The 16,916-nt window shown below is 66.9% G+C and carries 21 protein-coding genes; 12 read left to right on the top strand and 9 right to left on the bottom strand.

Going from position 1 to position 16,916, the window contains the following annotated elements:
- Positions 1 to 4: 4 nt before the first annotated feature.
- The gene (locus tag N4R40_RS12780; RefSeq protein WP_261607764.1) at positions 5 to 1,117 is read right to left on the bottom strand and encodes an alpha/beta hydrolase; all 1,113 of its coding nucleotides are present in this window, start codon (positions 1,115 to 1,117) and stop codon (positions 5 to 7) included.
- Positions 1,118 to 1,210: 93 nt separating this feature from the next.
- Here N4R40_RS12780 and proC point away from each other — a divergent pair, with 93 nt between their 5' ends.
- Positions 1,211 to 2,047, top strand: a complete 837-nt coding sequence (gene proC, locus N4R40_RS12785) for a pyrroline-5-carboxylate reductase (protein ID WP_261607765.1) — start codon at positions 1,211 to 1,213, stop codon at positions 2,045 to 2,047.
- A gap of 6 nt (positions 2,048 to 2,053) precedes the next feature.
- Here the strand turns inward: proC and N4R40_RS12790 are convergent, their stop codons facing one another.
- Together N4R40_RS12790 and N4R40_RS12795 are read right to left on the bottom strand one after the other, a co-directional pair.
- The gene (locus N4R40_RS12790) at positions 2,054 to 2,725 is read right to left on the bottom strand and encodes a potassium channel family protein (RefSeq protein ID WP_261607766.1); all 672 of its coding nucleotides are present in this window, start codon (positions 2,723 to 2,725) and stop codon (positions 2,054 to 2,056) included.
- On the bottom strand, positions 2,718 to 4,160 hold the full coding sequence (locus tag N4R40_RS12795; protein ID WP_407665923.1) for a TrkH family potassium uptake protein: 1,443 nt from the start codon (positions 4,158 to 4,160) through the stop codon (positions 2,718 to 2,720). Before N4R40_RS12795 ends, N4R40_RS12790 begins: the two co-directional genes overlap by 8 nt.
- Positions 4,161 to 4,227: 67 nt before the next feature.
- Here N4R40_RS12795 and N4R40_RS12800 point away from each other — a divergent pair, with 67 nt between their 5' ends.
- The 5 genes from N4R40_RS12800 (at position 4,228) to N4R40_RS12820 (ending at position 5,737) form a co-directional block, all read left to right on the top strand.
- Positions 4,228 to 4,635 carry an ArsR/SmtB family transcription factor gene (locus tag N4R40_RS12800; RefSeq protein ID WP_261607767.1) on the top strand — a complete coding sequence of 136 codons (408 nt, stop codon included), beginning with the start codon at positions 4,228 to 4,230 and terminating at the stop codon, positions 4,633 to 4,635.
- A 92-nt stretch (positions 4,636 to 4,727) separates the two neighbouring features.
- Positions 4,728 to 4,919, top strand: a complete 192-nt coding sequence (locus N4R40_RS12805) for a helix-turn-helix domain-containing protein (protein WP_261607768.1) — start codon at positions 4,728 to 4,730, stop codon at positions 4,917 to 4,919.
- Positions 4,920 to 5,002: 83 nt separating this feature from the next.
- Positions 5,003 to 5,101 (top strand): 30S ribosomal protein bS22, encoded by a 99-nt coding sequence (locus N4R40_RS12810; protein WP_003792170.1) that lies wholly within the window; start codon positions 5,003 to 5,005, stop codon positions 5,099 to 5,101.
- A gap of 73 nt (positions 5,102 to 5,174) precedes the next feature.
- Positions 5,175 to 5,441 carry a glutaredoxin family protein gene (locus tag N4R40_RS12815; protein WP_261607769.1) on the top strand — a complete coding sequence of 89 codons (267 nt, stop codon included), beginning with the start codon at positions 5,175 to 5,177 and terminating at the stop codon, positions 5,439 to 5,441.
- Positions 5,438 to 5,737, top strand: a complete 300-nt coding sequence (locus N4R40_RS12820) for a Dabb family protein (protein WP_261607770.1) — start codon at positions 5,438 to 5,440, stop codon at positions 5,735 to 5,737. The genes N4R40_RS12815 and N4R40_RS12820 overlap by 4 nt, the downstream gene beginning before the upstream one ends.
- An 11-nt stretch (positions 5,738 to 5,748) precedes the next feature.
- On the opposite strand, the gene N4R40_RS12825 is transcribed toward N4R40_RS12820, so the two are convergent.
- From N4R40_RS12825 to aspS, 6 genes are all read right to left on the bottom strand, one after another.
- Positions 5,749 to 6,852 carry an ABC transporter ATP-binding protein gene (locus N4R40_RS12825; RefSeq protein WP_261607771.1) on the bottom strand — a complete coding sequence of 368 codons (1,104 nt, stop codon included), beginning with the start codon at positions 6,850 to 6,852 and terminating at the stop codon, positions 5,749 to 5,751.
- Positions 6,849 to 7,643: an ABC transporter permease gene (locus tag N4R40_RS12830; protein ID WP_261607772.1), complete on the bottom strand. Its 795-nt coding sequence runs from the start codon at positions 7,641 to 7,643 to the stop codon at positions 6,849 to 6,851. The genes N4R40_RS12825 and N4R40_RS12830 overlap by 4 nt, the downstream gene beginning before the upstream one ends.
- Positions 7,640 to 8,560 carry an ABC transporter permease gene (locus N4R40_RS12835; protein WP_407665925.1) on the bottom strand — a complete coding sequence of 307 codons (921 nt, stop codon included), beginning with the start codon at positions 8,558 to 8,560 and terminating at the stop codon, positions 7,640 to 7,642. The genes N4R40_RS12830 and N4R40_RS12835 overlap by 4 nt, the downstream gene beginning before the upstream one ends.
- Positions 8,557 to 9,690, bottom strand: a complete 1,134-nt coding sequence (locus tag N4R40_RS12840; RefSeq protein ID WP_261607773.1) for an ABC transporter substrate-binding protein — start codon at positions 9,688 to 9,690, stop codon at positions 8,557 to 8,559. The genes N4R40_RS12835 and N4R40_RS12840 overlap by 4 nt, the downstream gene beginning before the upstream one ends.
- 121 nt (positions 9,691 to 9,811) lie before the next feature.
- Entirely contained in the window at positions 9,812 to 10,000 is a 189-nt protein-coding gene (locus tag N4R40_RS12845) for a tyrosine-protein phosphatase (RefSeq protein ID WP_261607774.1), read from the bottom strand.
- Positions 10,001 to 10,036: 36 nt separating this feature from the next.
- Complete coding sequence (gene aspS, locus N4R40_RS12850; RefSeq protein WP_261607775.1) at positions 10,037 to 11,377, bottom strand: aspartate--tRNA(Asn) ligase; 1,341 nt, start codon at positions 11,375 to 11,377, stop codon at positions 10,037 to 10,039.
- A 69-nt stretch (positions 11,378 to 11,446) separates the two neighbouring features.
- Here aspS and N4R40_RS12855 point away from each other — a divergent pair, with 69 nt between their 5' ends.
- From N4R40_RS12855 to ccsB, 6 genes are read left to right on the top strand one after another with little or no spacing between them, the layout of a single operon-like run.
- Entirely contained in the window at positions 11,447 to 12,100 is a 654-nt protein-coding gene (locus tag N4R40_RS12855) for a DedA family protein (protein WP_261607776.1), read from the top strand.
- Positions 12,101 to 12,148: 48 nt separating this feature from the next.
- Complete coding sequence (locus tag N4R40_RS12860; RefSeq protein WP_261607777.1) at positions 12,149 to 12,778, top strand: histidine phosphatase family protein; 630 nt, start codon at positions 12,149 to 12,151, stop codon at positions 12,776 to 12,778.
- On the top strand, positions 12,775 to 13,362 hold the full coding sequence (locus N4R40_RS12865) for a TlpA family protein disulfide reductase (RefSeq protein WP_261607778.1): 588 nt from the start codon (positions 12,775 to 12,777) through the stop codon (positions 13,360 to 13,362). The genes N4R40_RS12860 and N4R40_RS12865 overlap by 4 nt, the downstream gene beginning before the upstream one ends.
- 47 nt (positions 13,363 to 13,409) lie before the next feature.
- The gene (locus N4R40_RS12870; protein WP_407665928.1) at positions 13,410 to 14,159 is read left to right on the top strand and encodes a cytochrome c biogenesis CcdA family protein; all 750 of its coding nucleotides are present in this window, start codon (positions 13,410 to 13,412) and stop codon (positions 14,157 to 14,159) included.
- Positions 14,140 to 15,834 carry a cytochrome c biogenesis protein ResB gene (gene resB, locus N4R40_RS12875; RefSeq protein WP_261607780.1) on the top strand — a complete coding sequence of 565 codons (1,695 nt, stop codon included), beginning with the start codon at positions 14,140 to 14,142 and terminating at the stop codon, positions 15,832 to 15,834. Before N4R40_RS12870 ends, resB begins: the two co-directional genes overlap by 20 nt.
- A 10-nt stretch (positions 15,835 to 15,844) precedes the next feature.
- A complete protein-coding gene (gene ccsB, locus N4R40_RS12880) occupies positions 15,845 to 16,888 on the top strand; it encodes a c-type cytochrome biogenesis protein CcsB (protein WP_261607781.1) in 1,044 nt (347 codons plus the stop codon).
- Positions 16,889 to 16,916 lie beyond the last annotated feature (28 nt).

The following is a 16,916-nucleotide window of genomic DNA, read 5'->3' on the forward strand; positions in this document are numbered from 1 at the left end:
GAACTCAGTCCCAAGAACTCAGGATGATCGCTTCGGTCGGTGGCGCCGGGGATGCCGGGTGCCCGATGTAGCCGATGACTTCCAGGAGCGCGCGCCGCACCTCGGCGGGACGCTCGAGGTGCGGCGCGTGGCCGACCCCGTCGAGGCTGACCTCGGTGACGGCGCCGCCGGCCGCGCGGTAGGCGTCGAGCACGTCGCGGGTCTGTGCGACCATCTCCTGGGCGGGCGCGACATCGGCGCCGGGCCACCCGGGGACGATTCCGACAGCGCCCAGATGGTTCAGATCGAAGTACGAAGCATCCGACACGATCGCGTCGGCGGTGCCGTGCACCCACAGGATCGGCGGCTTCTCGGCCAGGTCGATCAGCCCGGACGTGTTGAAATAGCGCGGGGCCATCGTGTTCAGGACGCCGATCGCGCCGGCTGCGAATCCCGGCCAATTCTCGCTCGCGACGCCGTCACCGGGATAGTTTCCGGTCGCGGTGGAGGTGGTGTTCATCGACTCGACCCACACATCTTCATGGTCGCTCGCGTAGCCCGGCGCGACATAGCCCGAGCGGAAGACGCTGCGCGGTGAGGTGGGGGACTCATCGGTCATGTCGCGATCGATGAGCCGCTGCACGAAGTCGGGATTGGCGCCACCTCCGCCGCATCCGGCGTCATCCTCGGTCAGCCGGGAGCCGTCGCGACGCGTGCCGCCGAAGCCATAGGGCGAGACGGGTGCCTGCAGAGTGAGCGAGAGCACCGGATGATCGAGGGCGTACTGCATGACGACTCCGCCGCCCATCGACCAGCCGACCAGGTGCGCGGTCTCGATTCCCAGCGCCTCCAGCGTCGCGTGGACATCATCGCTGAAATCGCGGACCCCCCGTGTCGCGTCGACCGGCAGGCTTTCCGTCCCGCCGAAGCCGCGCAGGTCGATCGCGATGACGCGCAGATCGCTCGGCAGATCCTGCATGAGTTCCTGCCAGAACAAGCTGGAAGACACGTTGCCATGGATGAAAACGATCGTGTTCTCGGCAGAATTCTCGGGGTCGTCGCCGACGCGCTCGAGGATGTTGACGCTCAATCGGTCCGTATCGATGAGGCGTGAACTGATGCCGTCGAAGAGGGTCATGACCCGACTATAGTCCTCCCGTTTGAAGGTGAATATGGCCTCGACAAGAGGGATGCCGACCCCTGTCAGGACGGCCGATGACAGACTGGGAGAATGGCGAATGACACCCTTCCCTCGATCGCGATCCTCGGCGCCGGCTCGATGGGTGGTGCGATCCTCCAGGGGTTGGTGCGCTCCGGTCAGGCGTCGCAGGTGACCGTCACCAACCGCACGTCAGCGAAGGCCGCTGCTCTTTCCGAGCTCACCGGTGTCACGAGCCTGTCGCTCGAAGCAGACCCGACCGCGAATGTCACGGCCGCGGCATCGGCCGATGTCATCCTCGTTGGCGTGAAGCCGGTCCTCGTGCCCGAACTCCTGCGCGAGATCGCGCCGGTGCTCCGCCCGGGCACCGTGCTCGTGAGTCTCGCTGCCGGTGTGACGATCGACACATTCGAGGAGATCGTGGGGGAGGGCATCGCCGTGCTGCGGTCCATGCCCAACACTCCGGCGGTCGTGGGCAAGGCAGTGACCGGAGTGTCGGCGGGGCCCAGCGCGTCGTCCGCGGAGGCGGCCCTCGTTCGACGCTTGTTCGAGACCTGCGGCGCGGTGATCGAGCTTCCGGAAGCGCAGATCGACGCGCTGTCGACGATCTCCGGCTCCGGCCCGGCGTATGTCTTCCTCCTGATCGAAGATCTCACCGAAGCGGCGCGCGGCAAGGGCTTCTCCGACGCCGACGCGCGCCTCATGGCGGAACAGACCTTCATCGGCGCTGCCGCGCTGCTGGCGGCGACGGGTGAAGACCCCGCCGAGCTCCGTCGCCGGGTGACGAGCCCCAAGGGAACGACCGAGCGAGCGATCGCCGTGCTGCAGGGCGCGCATCTCGACGGCGTCTTCGCCGAGGCGACGGATGCCGCTCTCGCCCGCGCGAAGGAAATGGCCGCCGGCGCCTGAGCCTCCTCAGCGGTCGAGGCCGGCGAAACGCTCGATGTCGCTGTTGGTGCCCGAGACGATGATGAGGTCGTGGTTGGTCACGACGGTGTCGGCCTCGGCGTACCGGAACGGCTTGCCCGGGCTCTTCACGCCCACGATGGTCACGTGGTACTTCGAGCGCACGCCGGATTCGTTGAGCCCGACGCCGCGGATGAACTTCGGGGGATACATCTTCGCGAGGACGAAGTCGTCATCGAAGCGGATGAAGTCCAGCATCCGACCGCTCACGAGGTGGGCGACGCGCTCGCCGGCCTCACGCTCGGGGTAGATGACGTGGTTGGCGCCGACGCGCGCGAGGATCTTGCCGTGGCTCTGCGAGACCGCCTTCGCCCAGATCTGCGGAACCTTCAGGTCGACGAGGTTCGCCGTGATCAGCACGGATGCTTCGATCGAGGAGCCGACGGCGACGACGGCAACCTGGAAATCCTGCGCGCCGATCTGCTTGAGCGCGTCGATGTTCTTCGCATCGGCCTGGACCGTGTGCGTGACGCGCTCCGACCACTTCTGCACGAGGTCGAGACTCTCGTCGATCGCGAGCACCTCCCGCTCGAGCCGGTCCAGTTCGCCCGCACAGGCGGCACCGAACCGACCGAGGCCGATCACGAGAACGGGGGCATCGCTTCGCAGCTGCTCAACCAACGATGGGCCTTTCCACGGGCAGCGAATAGTGCTGCGAACGGGACGTCGCGGCCACGGCCGCGGCGAGAGTCACTGTACCAACGCGACCCATGAAGATGGTGGCGGCCAGGACGTAGACGGCCGGATCGGGGAGCTCTGCCGTGAGTCCCGTCGAGAGGCCGACCGTGCCGAAACCGGAGATGACGTCGAACAGCACTTCGGCGATGTCGGCTTGGGTGATCTGCGCGATCGTGATGGTCGAGATCGCGACGATCGTCGATCCCCATGCGACGACCGACAGAGCCACGCGCTGGACATCGCTGGGAATCCGGCGTCCGAACGCCTCGACGCTCTGTCGACCTCTCGCCTCGGAGAAGACCGCGAGGGCGAGCACAGCGAGTGTCGTCACCTTGATGCCACCCGCCGTCGACGCGGACCCGCCACCGACGAACATGAGCATCGAACCCACAACGAGCGAGGAGCCGTGCAGTTCACCGACGTCGACGACGGCGAATCCGCCGGAGCGGGTCATCGCCGAGAGGAAGAACGCCTGGAACGTGGTGTCCCAGGCCTCCATGGAGCCGAGGGTCTTCGGGTTGTTGTACTCGAGGAGCAAGAACACCGCGGCGCCCGCGATGAAAAGGGTCGTGGTGGTGATGAGGGTCAACTTGGCGTGGAGCGACCAACGCCGCACGTGGAAGTGGTGCTTCCACAGGGTGTAGATCACCGGGAAGCCGATCGACCCGAGGAAGACGCCGGCCATCAGAACGGTCAGAAAGAAGTAGTTGTCGGCGAACGCCGCCACCCCGCCGACGTTGGGGGTGAAGCCGGTGTTCGTGAACGACATCGCCGAGTAGTACAGCGACTCCCACAGTGCGGTGAGCGGGTGGACCCCGCTGGCCAGCATGGCGGGGTAGAGGAGCACCGCGAGGACGGCCTCGATCACGAGCGTGGACAGCGCGACGGTCGCCAGCAGCTGGCCGACTTCTCCGAGCCGCACCGTCTGGCCCTCGTTGACCGGCCCACCGTGAGCGCGCATCGGGTTGCTGTCACCGGCGGCGATGAGCTTCGCGCGCAAGCCGAGTCGCTTGGAGATGACGAGACCGAGGATCGAGGCGAGAGTCAGCACGCCCATGGCGCCGACATTCACGCCGAGATAGATCACGGCATTGCCGAACGGTGACCAGGTCGTGGCCATGGCCACTGTGCTGAGGCCCGTGACGCAGATCGTGGAGACGGCGGTGAAGAGCGCATCGGCGAAAGGAAGTGGACGCCCGTCCGCCGCAGCCATCGGCAGGGACAGCAAAGCGGTGAAGATCAGGATCAGGGTGGAGAAGACCAGGATCGCGAACCGTGACGGTGATGCGGTGGCGAGTTCGCGTGCTGCGCGGCCGAATCGGCGCAGCGTCTGAGCCATGGCGTGACGGGTGCGCACACCGACGGTGTCGCCCGTCATCTCACGCCCCTTTCGATCAAGATCGTTGTCATGGTACTCCGGGCGCCGCGCGGACTAACCTAATGTCATGGCGGACATCTTCGACGTGATCGCCGACGGAACCCGTCGGGATATTCTGCAGCTTCTGCGCGAGCGAGGGAGCAGCGGTGTGCGGGGGACGAGCGTGTCGCACATCGTCGCCGAGCTCGGTGTCAGCCAGCCCACCGTCTCCAAGCACCTCAAGGTCTTGCGCGAAGCAGAACTCGTGTCGGTGCGCGAAGAAGGTCAGCACCGGTTCTACAGCCTGTCCGCCGCCCCGCTCGACGAGGTCGACGACTGGCTCGTTCCGTTCTTCGACGACGGATCGCTCCTCCTCGACGACGGTGCATCGTCGCTTCCGGACTCCGCGGCGCACGCGGCGGAGCTCGTCGGGCGTGCGGCAGCGTCGGCCAAGCACGCGTGGGACAGCGCCCTGAAGAAGCTTCCCGGCCGGTGAGCACGGAAACCACATCCGTCTCATAGGTTTACACGCGTAGCACTGGCACCCTAGGCTGTGACCAGCATTTTTCTACACACTGGGGGTCGTCGATGTCGGAGCTGTCTGACGTGCGTTTCTTGACGGTCGCCGAAGTGGCGGAGTTGATGCGCGTGTCGAAGATGACCGTGTACCGCCTCGTCCACGCCGGCGAGCTCCCTGCGGTGCGCTTCGGACGCAGCTATCGGGTGCCCGAAACGGCCGTCACCGCAGCTCTGCAACGTCCTATCGCCGACGTCGGCTAGACTGTCCCGAGGGCAATTCTCGGATTGCCCGATCCCGGACGCGAACGATCCGCGTCCAGACCCCTGACATAGTGAGGTTTTCCGTGGGTTCTGTCATCAAGAAGCGCCGCAAGCGTATGGCGAAGAAGAAGCACCGCAAACTGCTTCGCAAGACTCGCCACCAGCGCCGCAACAAGAAGTAATCGCGGCACGCACACCGAACGCCTGTCCTCACGGACGGGCGTTTCGTGTCTGCGGGCTGGCAGGATGGATGCTGTGACCACCCTCACGATCATCTCCAAGCCTGATTGCCATCTGTGCGATGTCGCACGGGAGATCATCGAGCAGGTCACCGCGGAACTGCCGGAGGGTGCCGTCGACATCGAGGAGTTCTCGATCCTCGATGACAAGGCGCTCTACGACCAGTGGTGGGAGAAGATCCCGGTCGTCTTGATCGATGACCGATTGCACGCGCACTGGCGCCTGTCCGCTGAACGGCTGCGGACGGCCCTCGACACCGCGCACGACAAGGAGCAGACATGATCCGACACATCGTCACGTGGGCAATGGCGGCCACCGATGCCCCGACGCGGGCCGCGCATGCCGCCGAGGTCGCTGAGCGGCTCCAGGCGCTGGACGGAGTCGTCGAGTCGATCCGATCGCTGTCGGTTGGAGTGAACGCGCTGGACATCGCCGGCAACGCCGATGTCGCTCTCGTCGCCGACTTCGACGACGCGGCCGGGCTCGAGGCCTATCAGACCCACCCGGCCCACCAGGCGGTCGTGGGCTTCATCCGCAGCGTGACCGGCAGTCGCTCCGCGGTCGACGTCGAGATCTGAGCGCAGGCCCGTTACCGGGCTCGTACGGTGACCGGCTCAGCGGCCACGGCGATCCGCACTCGCTCGCCGTAGTCCACTCGTTCGGTGGCGGAGTGCTGGATGCGCACGAGCGTGCGGTCGTCGGTGCGGACGAGCGTGCGTCGGTAGCTGCCGAGGAAGGTGCTCTCCTCGACGACGGCTGCGACACCCGGCAGGGACGCCGGCACGAGTCGGACGTTCTCGGGGCGGACGAAGACATCCACGGGGCCGTCGAGAGCGGCGCCGTGCACCGGAAGACGGACGCCCCACACCGTCACCGCCCCACCCTCGGCAACACCGGGGACCACGCTGGAGAGACCGACGAACGCCGCAACCTGCGCCGTCGCGGGCCGCAGGTAGAGATCTTCGGGAGTGCCGATCTGCTCGATGCGTCCGGCATCCATGACGGCGATGCGGTCGGAGACGGCCAGCGCTTCTTCTTGGTCGTGGGTCACGAACACGGTCGTGATCCCGAGGCGAAGCTGGATCCGGCGGATCTCGTCCCGTAACTGCACGCGGACCTTTGCGTCGAGGGCGGAGAGCGGTTCGTCCAGTAGCAGTACGCGTGGCTCAGTGACGAGCGCCCGCGCGAGAGCCACGCGCTGCTGTTGGCCACCGGAGAGTTGATGCGGGAACCGATCGCCGAGGTGGCCGAGGCCGACGAGGTCGAGTGCATCCGCAGCGCGACGAGATGCGTCGGCGCGGCCGACCCCGCGGCGGCGGAGCCCGAACGCCGCGTTGTCGACGACACGAAGATGCGGGAACAACGAGTAGGACTGGAACACCATGCCGATGTCGCGTCGGTTGGTCGGCAGGTTCGACACGTCTCTGTCGCCAAGAAGGACCGCCCCTTCGGTCGCCTGTTCGAGTCCCGCGAGAACCCGCAGGGCCGTCGTCTTGCCGCAGCCCGACGGCCCCAGAAGCGAGACGAACTCGCCGGGTGCGATGTTCAGGTCGACGCCGTGGAGCACGCGTGTCGATCCGTAGTCCTTCACGATGCCGCGGAACTCGACCCGCGTTCCGACGGCCGGGTCGGAGAGGAGGGCATTGTCCGCGGTGCTCGGGAACGCTCGCGTGAGATGGTCGGCAGTGGTCATGCCCGGGCCTTTCCGGCGCGCGAGCGAGCCGCGCGACCGAGGAGGAGAAGAAGGAGGAAGACGAACAGAAGCGACAGCAGGGTGAACATCGCCGAGGCATATGGATCGATCTTGTTCGAGACCACGAGGGCCGTCTGCAGCACCTGTCGGTTGAGGAGCGACGCGATCGTGAACTCGCCCAGCACGACGGCCACCGAGATGAGGGAGGCGGCGAGCAGTCCTTGGCGGAGGTTCGGGATGAGTGCGTGGGCGAGAACGGCCGGCCAACCTGCGCCGAGCGATCGAGCGGCCTCGGCGAGGGTCTTCAGATCGACCGCGTCGATCGAGGCCTTGATCGACCGGTACGCGAAGGGGAGCACCGTGATCCCGTACGCGAAGGCGAGGGTCCACGCGCCGGTGCCGAGCGCGCGTCCGATCTGCAGATAGATCGGAGCGAGACCGACGACCAGGACGATCGCGGGGATCGAGATCGGCAGCAGCACGACGAACTCGAACATGCTCGCGAGCCGCGGGAAGCGCAGCTCGACGAGGATCATCGTCGGGAGGAGAAGCAGCAGCACGATCGCGACGGTGACGACCGCGAGGATCAGAGAATTGCCGAGCCCGGTCCAGATCGGCGTCAGTATTTGCGTATTGGCGGGGTCGAAGACTCGGATCCAGTTGTCGAGCGAGTAGCCGTCACCGTCGCGGAACGTGTACAGCAGCGTCGCGACGAGCGGGATGGCGAAGACGATGCCGACGCTCAGACCGATCACCCATCGCGTGGCGCGGGACGGTGCGATGCCCTTCATGCCTGCCACCTCGCCGCGCGGTTGCGGATGAGCGAGTACAGCCACATGACCACTCCGACAACCACGATCATTCCGAGTGCAAGCGCACCGGCGAGATTTTCTCGACCGAGCACGGTCTCGCTCGTCAGCGCCGCGCGGATCTGCAGCGGCACGATCTGTGAGCCCTGACTCGCCAACGCCGCGGCGGTTGCATACGACGAGAAGGCGTTGGCGAACAGCAGGAGGAAGCTCGCGAGGAACGAGGGGGCCAAAACGGGGAAACCGATGCGCAGCCAGAAGCTCGCCCGTGTGCCGCCGAGCGTCAGGTTCGCCTCGGCCCACTGCGGACGCAGTGCCGACAGTGCGGGGAGGAAGGTGATGACCATCAGAGGCACTTGAAAGTAGATGTAGGGCAGGATCAGCCCGGGCAGCGAGTACAACCAGGCGCCGGGCTGGATGTCGATTCCCAGAGAATCGCGCAGCGCCACAGTGACGACACCCTGGACCCCGATCGTCGCGATGAACATGAACGCGAGCATCACGCCGCCGAACTGCGCGAGCACTCCCGTCGCGGCATCGAGCATGCTGCGGATCGCACCTGTTTCCGGCAGCCCCAGCGCGGCGTAGCAGACGAGCGCACCGAGAACGGCGCCCACCGCCGACGTCAGCAGCGACAACCACGTCGTGTTCATGAAGGTCTGCACGATGACCGGATCGCCGAGCGCGGAGACGTTCGACAGCGTGAACGAGCCCTCGCCGTCGAAAAAGCCCGTCCCGATCGCCAGCGCAGTCGGAAGCGCGAGGAAGAGGAGAACGTAGACCGTGAAGGGTGTGAGGCCGAGCCACGCCCACGAGGGTCGTCGGTGTGAGATGGGCGCGCCCTGCCGGGCCGAAGCGCGGTGCTCCGGCCCGGCAGGGGTCACAGTGGTGGTGATCACTGAATCGCTGCAGCCCACTTCTCGCCGAGCAGCGTGCCGGCGGCCGTGCTCTGTGCTTCGGTGGGAACGACGGTCTCTTCGGGCACCTCGGGAAGTGCCGCGGCGAGGTCGGCGTCGATCGTGCCGGCATCCACCATGGCGTCCATGCGAGCCGGGCGTGCGCCGCCCTTCAGCCACATGTTCTGCACGTCGTCGCTGTAGAGGAACTCCTGCCAGAGGCGAGCAGCGGCCGGGTTCGGGGCGTTCTTGTTGATCGCCTGGTTGTAGTACCCGGCGTAGCCGGTGCCCGGAAGGACCACGACCTTCCAGTCGGCGTTGGTCGCCGCGTGGCTCGCGTTCAGGTAGTCCCAGTCGAAGACGACCGGTGTCTCGCCGGACGAGATCGTTCCCGTGGTCACGTCGACCTTCAGGAGGTTGCCGGTCTGCTGGAGCTCACTGAAGAAATCGATGCCCGGCTGGAAGTCATCCAGCGTCCCCTCGGACTGGACGGTGGCGAGGCCGACCGCGGCGAACGCGGCCCCGGCCTGCGTGGGGTCGCCGTTGATGGCAACGGCACCCTTGTACGCCGGATCGAGCAGGCTCGACAGCTCGGTCGGCGCGTCGTACTTCGACGAGTCGTAGCCGATCGACATGTACCCGCCGTAGTCACCGACGAACAGGCCGGTGGGCTCCTTGAGGGCGTCGGGGATGTCCTCCCACGTCTGCACCTTGTACGGCGCAAAGTACTCCGTGCTCTGCAGCGCAACGGTGAGACCGAGGTCGAACACGTCGGGAGCGGTATCGAGGCCCTCGTTCGTCTTGGCGGCGGTGATCTCCTCGGCGCTCGAGATGTCGGGGGACTGCTCGTTGATCGTGATCTCGGGGTAGCGACTGGCGAACTCGTCGAGGATCTCGCCGTAGTTCGCCCAGTCGCGCGGGAGTGCGATGACGTTGAGCTGGCCTTCTGCCTTCGCGGCAGCTTCCAGATCGGCGAACGAACCGAAATCGGCGACGGTGGTGGCCGTCGCGGCGTCGACGGATTCGCCTTCGCTGCCGGACGCGGCGGGGCCTGCGCATGCGGCGAGCGCCAGGGCGCCGACCGTCGTCAGGGCGAACGCGGCGAGTGTGCGCCGCGGGGTGATGCGTGACATGGGTGTTCCTCTCGGGTGAGACCCGATGGCGCGACGCAACAGCGTTCAGATCATCGGGGGATGAGCCGAACGTAGGGATTCCCGGTAACGCGCAGGGCGGTCGCCGGTGAACGCAGGGTGTCTAATCGTCGACGTCGAGGTCCGATCGCGCGCTCTGCGCCGCCGGCCGCACACCCGCGATGATCGCGTCGCGCGTCACGCCCACGGCATCCAGCAGCACGGCCGCGCACACCCCGGTGCGGTCCTTGCATGGCGACTCCGCCTCGCCGGCAGGGGTCAGGGCGTGCAGTGCATCGGAGCGATACAACACGCCGACTGCGTCATGGCGCCAGAATACGGGTCCGGGCTACGGCGCCAGTCGCGTCGGACCGCGGAACAGGAACGTGACCTCACGGATCGAGTCCTGACCGAACATCAGCATCAGCACGCGCGCGAGGCCCATGCCGAAGCCGCCGTGCGGGGGCACGCCGTAGCGGAAGAAGTCGAGGTAGTGCTCGAGGCCCTCGAGTGAGAGACCCTTCTCCGTCGCCTGAGCCTCCAGCACGTCGATGCGGTGCTCGCGCTGTGCGCCGGTCGTGATCTCGACGCCCTTGAACAGGAGGTCGTAGCTGTTGGTGAGCCCGGTCTCGGCATTGCGCATGTGGTAGAACGGCCGGATCTCGGGGTGGTAGTCCGTGATGAACACGAACTCGTGACCGTAGGTCTCCAGGGCGTGCGCCGAGATCTGACGCTCGCCCTCGGGGTCCAGGTCGCCGTCGGTGCGCGGGATCGCGTAGCCGCGTGCGGCGACGATCTCGCGCGCTTCTGCGAGGGGAATGCGCGGGAACGGGACGGTCGGCACGACGACGTCGATGTCGAACAGCTCCTTGATCTCTGCGCCGTGCTTGTCGGCCACAGCCTGGATCGCGGTCGCCAGGAGTTCCTCCTGCATGCGTGCGACATCGTCGTACGAGTCGATCCAGGAGATCTCGGCATCCACCGAGGTGAACTCCGTCGCGTGACGGCTCGTGAAGCTCGGGTCGGCGCGGAATACGTCGCCGATCTCGAAGATCTTGCCGAAACCGGCCGCCTGTGCCATCTGCTTGTAATGCTGCGGGCTCTGCGCGAGATACGCGGTCTGCTCGCCGAAGTACTCGAGCGCGAACAGCTCGGCGTTGCCCTCGGCCGGAGTCGACATCAGCTTCGGCGTGTGGAGCTCGACGTAGTCGTTCTCGACCCAGTACGAGCGCATCGCGTGCTCGAACGTCGTCGAGACGCGGAAGATCAGCGCGTTGCGGCGCTGGCGCAGGTCGATGAAGCGCCAGTCCATGCGCTTGTCCAGGCCACTGTCGGACGCGATCGGCGTCTCGGGCAGGGCGGCCGCGGCAACCTCGAGGCCCGCGAGCTTGATCTCCACGCCGCCGAGCTTGACGCGCTCATCGTGCTTGAGCTCGCCCGTCGCGGTCAGGAACGTGCCGGTGCTGAGCTCCGAGATCAGTGCCGTCAGCGCGAGCGCGTCGGCATCCTGCTCACCCCCGTCGGGGTCGGGGCGCGTCGCGGGGTTCACCAGTTGCACGGCGCCGGTCTCATCGCGGAGGATGACGAACTGCACCTTCTTCTGGTCACGGACGGTTTCGACCCATCCGGAAATCGAGACGGGGCCGTCTTCGCGGGACTGCAACTGGTCTACCAACACGCGTTCACTCACGAGAGACCACTCTACGTCGGCGGGCGATCATTCAGGTTTCGGCAACCTTGAGCACCTAGCGTCGAACCCATGACGACACCGGACGGTTCTTGGCTCACCGCGCTCGTCGACGGTGTCGTCGGCCTCATGGACATCATCGGCGCTCCCGGCGCCGGTCTCGCGATCGCATTGGAGAACCTGTTCCCGCCGCTTCCCAGCGAGGTGATCCTGCCGATGGCCGGCCTCGCCGCCGCGCGCGGATCGTTCACGCTCTTCGAAGCACTGTTCTGGACCACGGCCGGTTCGGTCGTCGGCGCCTTCCTGCTGTACGGCATCGGTGCGTGGCTGGGGCTTCCGCGGTTGCGGGCGCTCGTCGAGCGGACGCCGCTCCTGCACGTCGATGACGTCGACCGCACGGTTGCGTGGTTCGGTCGTCACGGCGGCAAGGCCGTGTTCTTCGGTCGGATGCTGCCGATCTTCCGGAGCCTGATCTCCATCCCCGCCGGGGTGACCAGGATGCCGCTGTGGCGATTCGGTGTGCTGACGCTCGCCGGCTCCCTCATCTGGAACGGGGTCTTCGTGCTCGCCGGCTATCTCCTCGGCGAGCAGTGGCACATCGTCGAGGAATATGCCGGCATCCTGCAGTACGCCGTCATCGCGGCGGCAGCGGGCGCGCTGGCCTGGTTCACGGTGGTCCGCGTGCGTCAGCTCCGCGGGCGGAGCCGGTCAGCAGACCTGGCGTAACCGCCGCTCTCAGCCCGTCCACAGACCGGCCGCCCGTAGACTTGCGGAGTGCCCGCCGACCGCCTCCATCTCGTGCGCCACGGGGAGGTCTTCAACCCCGAACGCGTACTGTACGGACGCTTGCCGGAGTTCCGGTTGAGCGAGGCAGGCCGCCACATGGCGCGCGCCGCCGCCGATCACCTGCGAAAGCGGGAACGTTCGGTCTCGACTCTGTTCGCCTCGCCGCTGCAGCGCACGCAAGAATCGGCCGAGGCGTTCCACGACGTTTTCGGGCTCACTCCCGTGCTCGACGAGCGAGTCATCGAGCCGACGAACGTCTTCGAGGGCAAGCAGATGAAGCGCGCCGTCCTCAATCCGCTCAACTGGCGTCACCTGGTGCGCCCGTCCGTGCCGAGCTGGGGGGAACCGTACCTGCAGGTCGTCGATCGGATGGATGCCGCGATGCGCGACGCGTGGTCGTCCACGGCATCCGGAGACGTCGTCATCGTGTCGCACCAGTTGCCGATCTGGATCACCCACCTTTCTGTGGCCGGGGAGTCGCTGCGGCACGACCCGCGCAATCGCCGCTGCGCGCTCTCCTCGGTGACGAGCTTCGAGCTCGACGGGGATCGCTGGCGCGAAGTCGACTATGCCGAACCGGCCGCCGTCGCGGGCGCGATCGATGTGGGGGCGGTATGAGACGACGCACAACGGCCGCGCTCCTGCTCGTCCTCGCGCTCGGGCTTTCCGCCTGCACGAGCGCGAACGACGGGCTGATCGACTCGTACGAACAGGGTGGCGACACGGGCTTCATCTCCGGTGACGGCAGCGTGCAGGAGATCGCGGCCGACCAGCGCGGTGACGCCGTGGAGTTCACCGGGACGGCCGTCGACGGATCGACCGTCACGAGCGCCGACTTCGCCGGCGACGTGCTCGTCCTCAACTTCTGGTACGCGGGATGCGGCCCGTGCCGCGCTGAAGCGCCGACACTCGAAGCGACCGCCCAGAAGACCGGAGCGGAATTCCTCGGCGTCAACATCTACGACGGACCCGAGCAGGCGACCGCCTTCGAGGAGACGTACGGCATCTCGTATCCCTCGCTCCTCGCGAAGGAGGATGCCGCTCTGAAGTTGGCATTCGCCTCGTGGACGCCATTGCAAGCCGTGCCGATCACTCTCGTGCTGGATGCGCAGGGCCGCGTCGCTGCCCGCTTCATCGGCCAGGTCGCGAGCGAGTCGATCCTCACGACGATCGTCGACGACGTGCGTGCGGAACAGTCGTGAACCAGATCGTCGTGGACGGAGCTCTCTGGATCGCCATCCCGATCGCGATGCTGGCGGGCCTCATCTCCTTCGCCTCGCCCTGTGTGCTCCCCCTCGTCCCCGGATATCTGGGCTTCCTGGGCGGTGCCGTCGGCGCCGATCCCCGCAGAATGTCGCCAACTCCGCACGATTCCGGCGATGCGGTGCGGAGTTCGCGACAATCTGCGGCGATCGTGACCGGTCGCGGGCGCCTCGTCGGCGGGGTGGCCCTGTTCATCGCCGGGTTCACCGTCGTCTTCGTGGCGATGGGGGTGCTGGCGGGAACCGCCGGCCGCTTCTTCCTGCAGTACGGCGACGTGCTCACGCGGGTGCTCGGCGTTGTGGTGATCATCATGGGCCTCGTCTTCCTCGGTGTCTTCGGATTCGCGCAGCGCACGTTCAAGCCCCAGGTGCGGAGCAATCTCGGTCTCGTCGGAGCCCCGCTCCTCGGCATCGCGATGGGCATCGGCTGGGCGCCGTGCATCGGTCCCACCTACACCGCGATCCTCTCCGTCTCCTTCGCGCAGGGCGACCCCTGGCGGGCCGTCTTGCTGGCGATCGCCTACTCGCTGGGCCTCGGCATCCCCTTCGTCCTGCTCGCGATCGGCTTCGGCTGGGCCACCCGATCCGTGGCATTCCTGCGCCGGCATATTCGCATCGTGAACATCATCGGCGGGCTTCTCCTGATCGCGCTCGGCGTGCTGATGGTGACCGGAGTCTGGACTTCGGTCATGTCGCAACTGACGGGGGTGATCGGCAGTGTCGACCTCCCCCTCTGACGGCTCCGAACCGCTCCGGCCGTCCGACCACGCAGATTCCCAGCCGGCATCCGGTGACGGCATCGCCCAGCCGAAGCTCGGTTTCGTCGGCTGGATGCGGTGGGGCTGGCGGCAGCTGACGAGCATGCGCACGGCGCTCGTCCTCTTGCTGTTGTTGGCGATCGCCGCGATTCCCGGCTCGATCGTTCCGCAGCGCACGGCAGACCCGAACGGTGTGGCCCAGTACAAGACCGCCAATCCCGACCTGTACCCGATCCTCGACACGCTGCAGTTGTTCGACGTGTACTCGTCGGCCTGGTTCTCGGCGATCTACATCCTGTTGTTCATTTCGCTCATCGGCTGCGTCGTCCCGCGGACGAAGCACCACTGGAAGGCGCTCCGCGCCCGCCCGCCGCGCACACCGGCGCGGCTGTCACGGCTCGACGATCATGTCGAGGTCGTCCGAAACCTTCCCGCCACGGCGGATGCCGGAGCCTCCGCGACGCAGGCCATCGATCTCGCTCAGACGCAGCTGCGTGCGGCGGGGTATCGCGTGGAGCGCTACGACGGCCGCGGTGGCGCATCGGTATCGGCGGAACGGGGCTATGCCCGCGAGACCGGCAACCTCGTCTTCCACGGCGCGCTCGTCGGAGTCCTGCTGGCCGTCGGGATCGGCGGCGGGCTCACCTACACCGGCCAGACCGTCATCGTCGAGGGCGACAACTTCGTCAACTCTCTGGGCCTTGGCTACACCTCGTTCAATCCGGGCCGCTTCGTCGACACGAATTCCCTCTCGCCGTACGCGATCACGCTCGACAGCTTCGAGGTCAGCTACGTGCCCGTCGGCGAACCCGGGCAGGGACAGGCCGGTGATTTCGCCGCAAATGTGACGGTCACGGAGCCCGGACAGAGCCCCCAGGAGGGTGTCGTGCGGGTCAACCACCCGCTCGATGTCACCGGCGACCGCGTCTACCTGATGGGCAACGGCTACGCGCCGACGATCACCGTCCGCAACGAGGAGGGCGAGGTCGTCTTCCGCGAAGACGTCGAATTCCTCCCGCAGGACTCCAACATGACGTCGCAGGGTGTCATCAAGATCCCGGATGGGATGGCTGAGCAGCTGGGACTCATCGGCTTCTTCTACCCGACAGCCGCCACTCTGCATTCGGGTGCGTTCACGTCCGCGTATCCGTCGCTGGCCAATCCGCTCCTGACGCTCTGGGTGTACTCGGGTGATCTCGGCATCGATGACGGCACGGCGCGCAACGTCTACGCGCTCGACCCGACCGGCATGACCCAACTCGCCGGTGGTGACAGCGGAAGCGAAGCGCTCCAGCTGGAGCCCGGCGAGACCGTCGACCTGCCTGAGGGCATGGGCACGATCACGTTCGAGGATGCGACGGCGAACGGAGCCGCCGAACAGGTCAAGCGCTACGTCTCGCTGTCGGTGCACCGTGATGTCGGCGCCCCGTTCGTGCTGGCCTTCGCCGTCCTGGCCCTCCTCGGACTCCTCGCGGCGCTCTTCATCCCGCGGCGCCGGATGTGGGTGAAGGCGACACCCGGTGACAGCACGCTGACGCTCGAGTACGCGGGGCTCGCCCGTGGTGAAGACCCCGTGATCGCTGCTGCCGTCGCCGACCTCGTGCGCACGCACACCGCCTCGCTCCCCGCCGACAGCCCGGAGCCCCGCCCGTAGAATGGACGCCATGCCTGAGACCGGATTGCAGCTCGACGATATCTCCGTGCTCCTGGTGTGGACCGCGGTCGGCATCTACACCCTGGCCTTCATCGCGTACGCGATCGACCTGGCGCGTCGCTCCGACCTCGCGGTGAGGGCGAAGGATGCCGCACCCGCTCGCGTGCTGGTCACCGCCGGTGGCGCCCAGAGCATCGACGACGTGCGTGCGCAGGAAGTCCAGGCCCAGTCCGACCTCGAAGCGCCGCTGAGCGATCGCCGCCGCTACCTGTGGGCGCGCATCGGCACCTCGATGACCGTTCTCGGCTTCCTCTTCCACGTCGCGGCCGACGTCACGCGTGGTTTCGCCGCGGGCCGTGTGCCGTGGTCGAACATGTACGAGTTCGCTCTGACCGGCACGATGCTGATCGTCGCGGTGTACCTCGTCGTGCTCCTGCGCTACGACCTCCGCTTCCTCGGAACGTTCATCACCGGTCTCGTGGTCGTGCTTCTGGGCGCGACGGCGATCTGGTTCTACACGGTTGTCGTTCCGTTGGCCGATCCGCTGAAGAGCGTCTGGCTCGTCATCCACGTCTTCGTCGCGTCGTTGGCGACGGCGCTGTTCGCCCTCGCCTTCGCCCTGTCGGTCCTGCAGCTGATGCAGGCCCGGCGTGAAAGTGCCGCTGCCGCACTCGTCGAGGCCGAGGCCGCGGCATCCCGCCCGGCGCGCAGCGGCCCGCGCTTCCTGCGCACCCTGCCCTCGGCGGACGTGCTGGAGTCGCTCGCCTACCGCTTCGCGATCATCGGCTTCATCTTCTGGACCTTCACGCTGATCGCGGGTGCCATTTGGGCGAACGACGCGTGGGGTCGCTACTGGGGTTTCGACACGAAGGAAGTCTGGACCTTCGTGATCTGGGTGCTCTACGCGGGATACATCCACGCGCGGGCGACCCGCGGGTGGCGCGGCACCCGCTCGGCATGGCTGTCGATCATCGGGTTCTCGGCCGTCATGTTCAACTTCACGATCGTGAACATGTTCTTCAAGGGCTTGCACGTCTACAGCGGCCTGAGCTGAGCGCTTCGCCACCTCCTCCTCTGGCGCA

It is taken from the genome of Microbacterium memoriense, assembly GCF_025398275.1.
Taxonomy (GTDB): domain Bacteria; phylum Actinomycetota; class Actinomycetes; order Actinomycetales; family Microbacteriaceae; genus Microbacterium; species Microbacterium memoriense.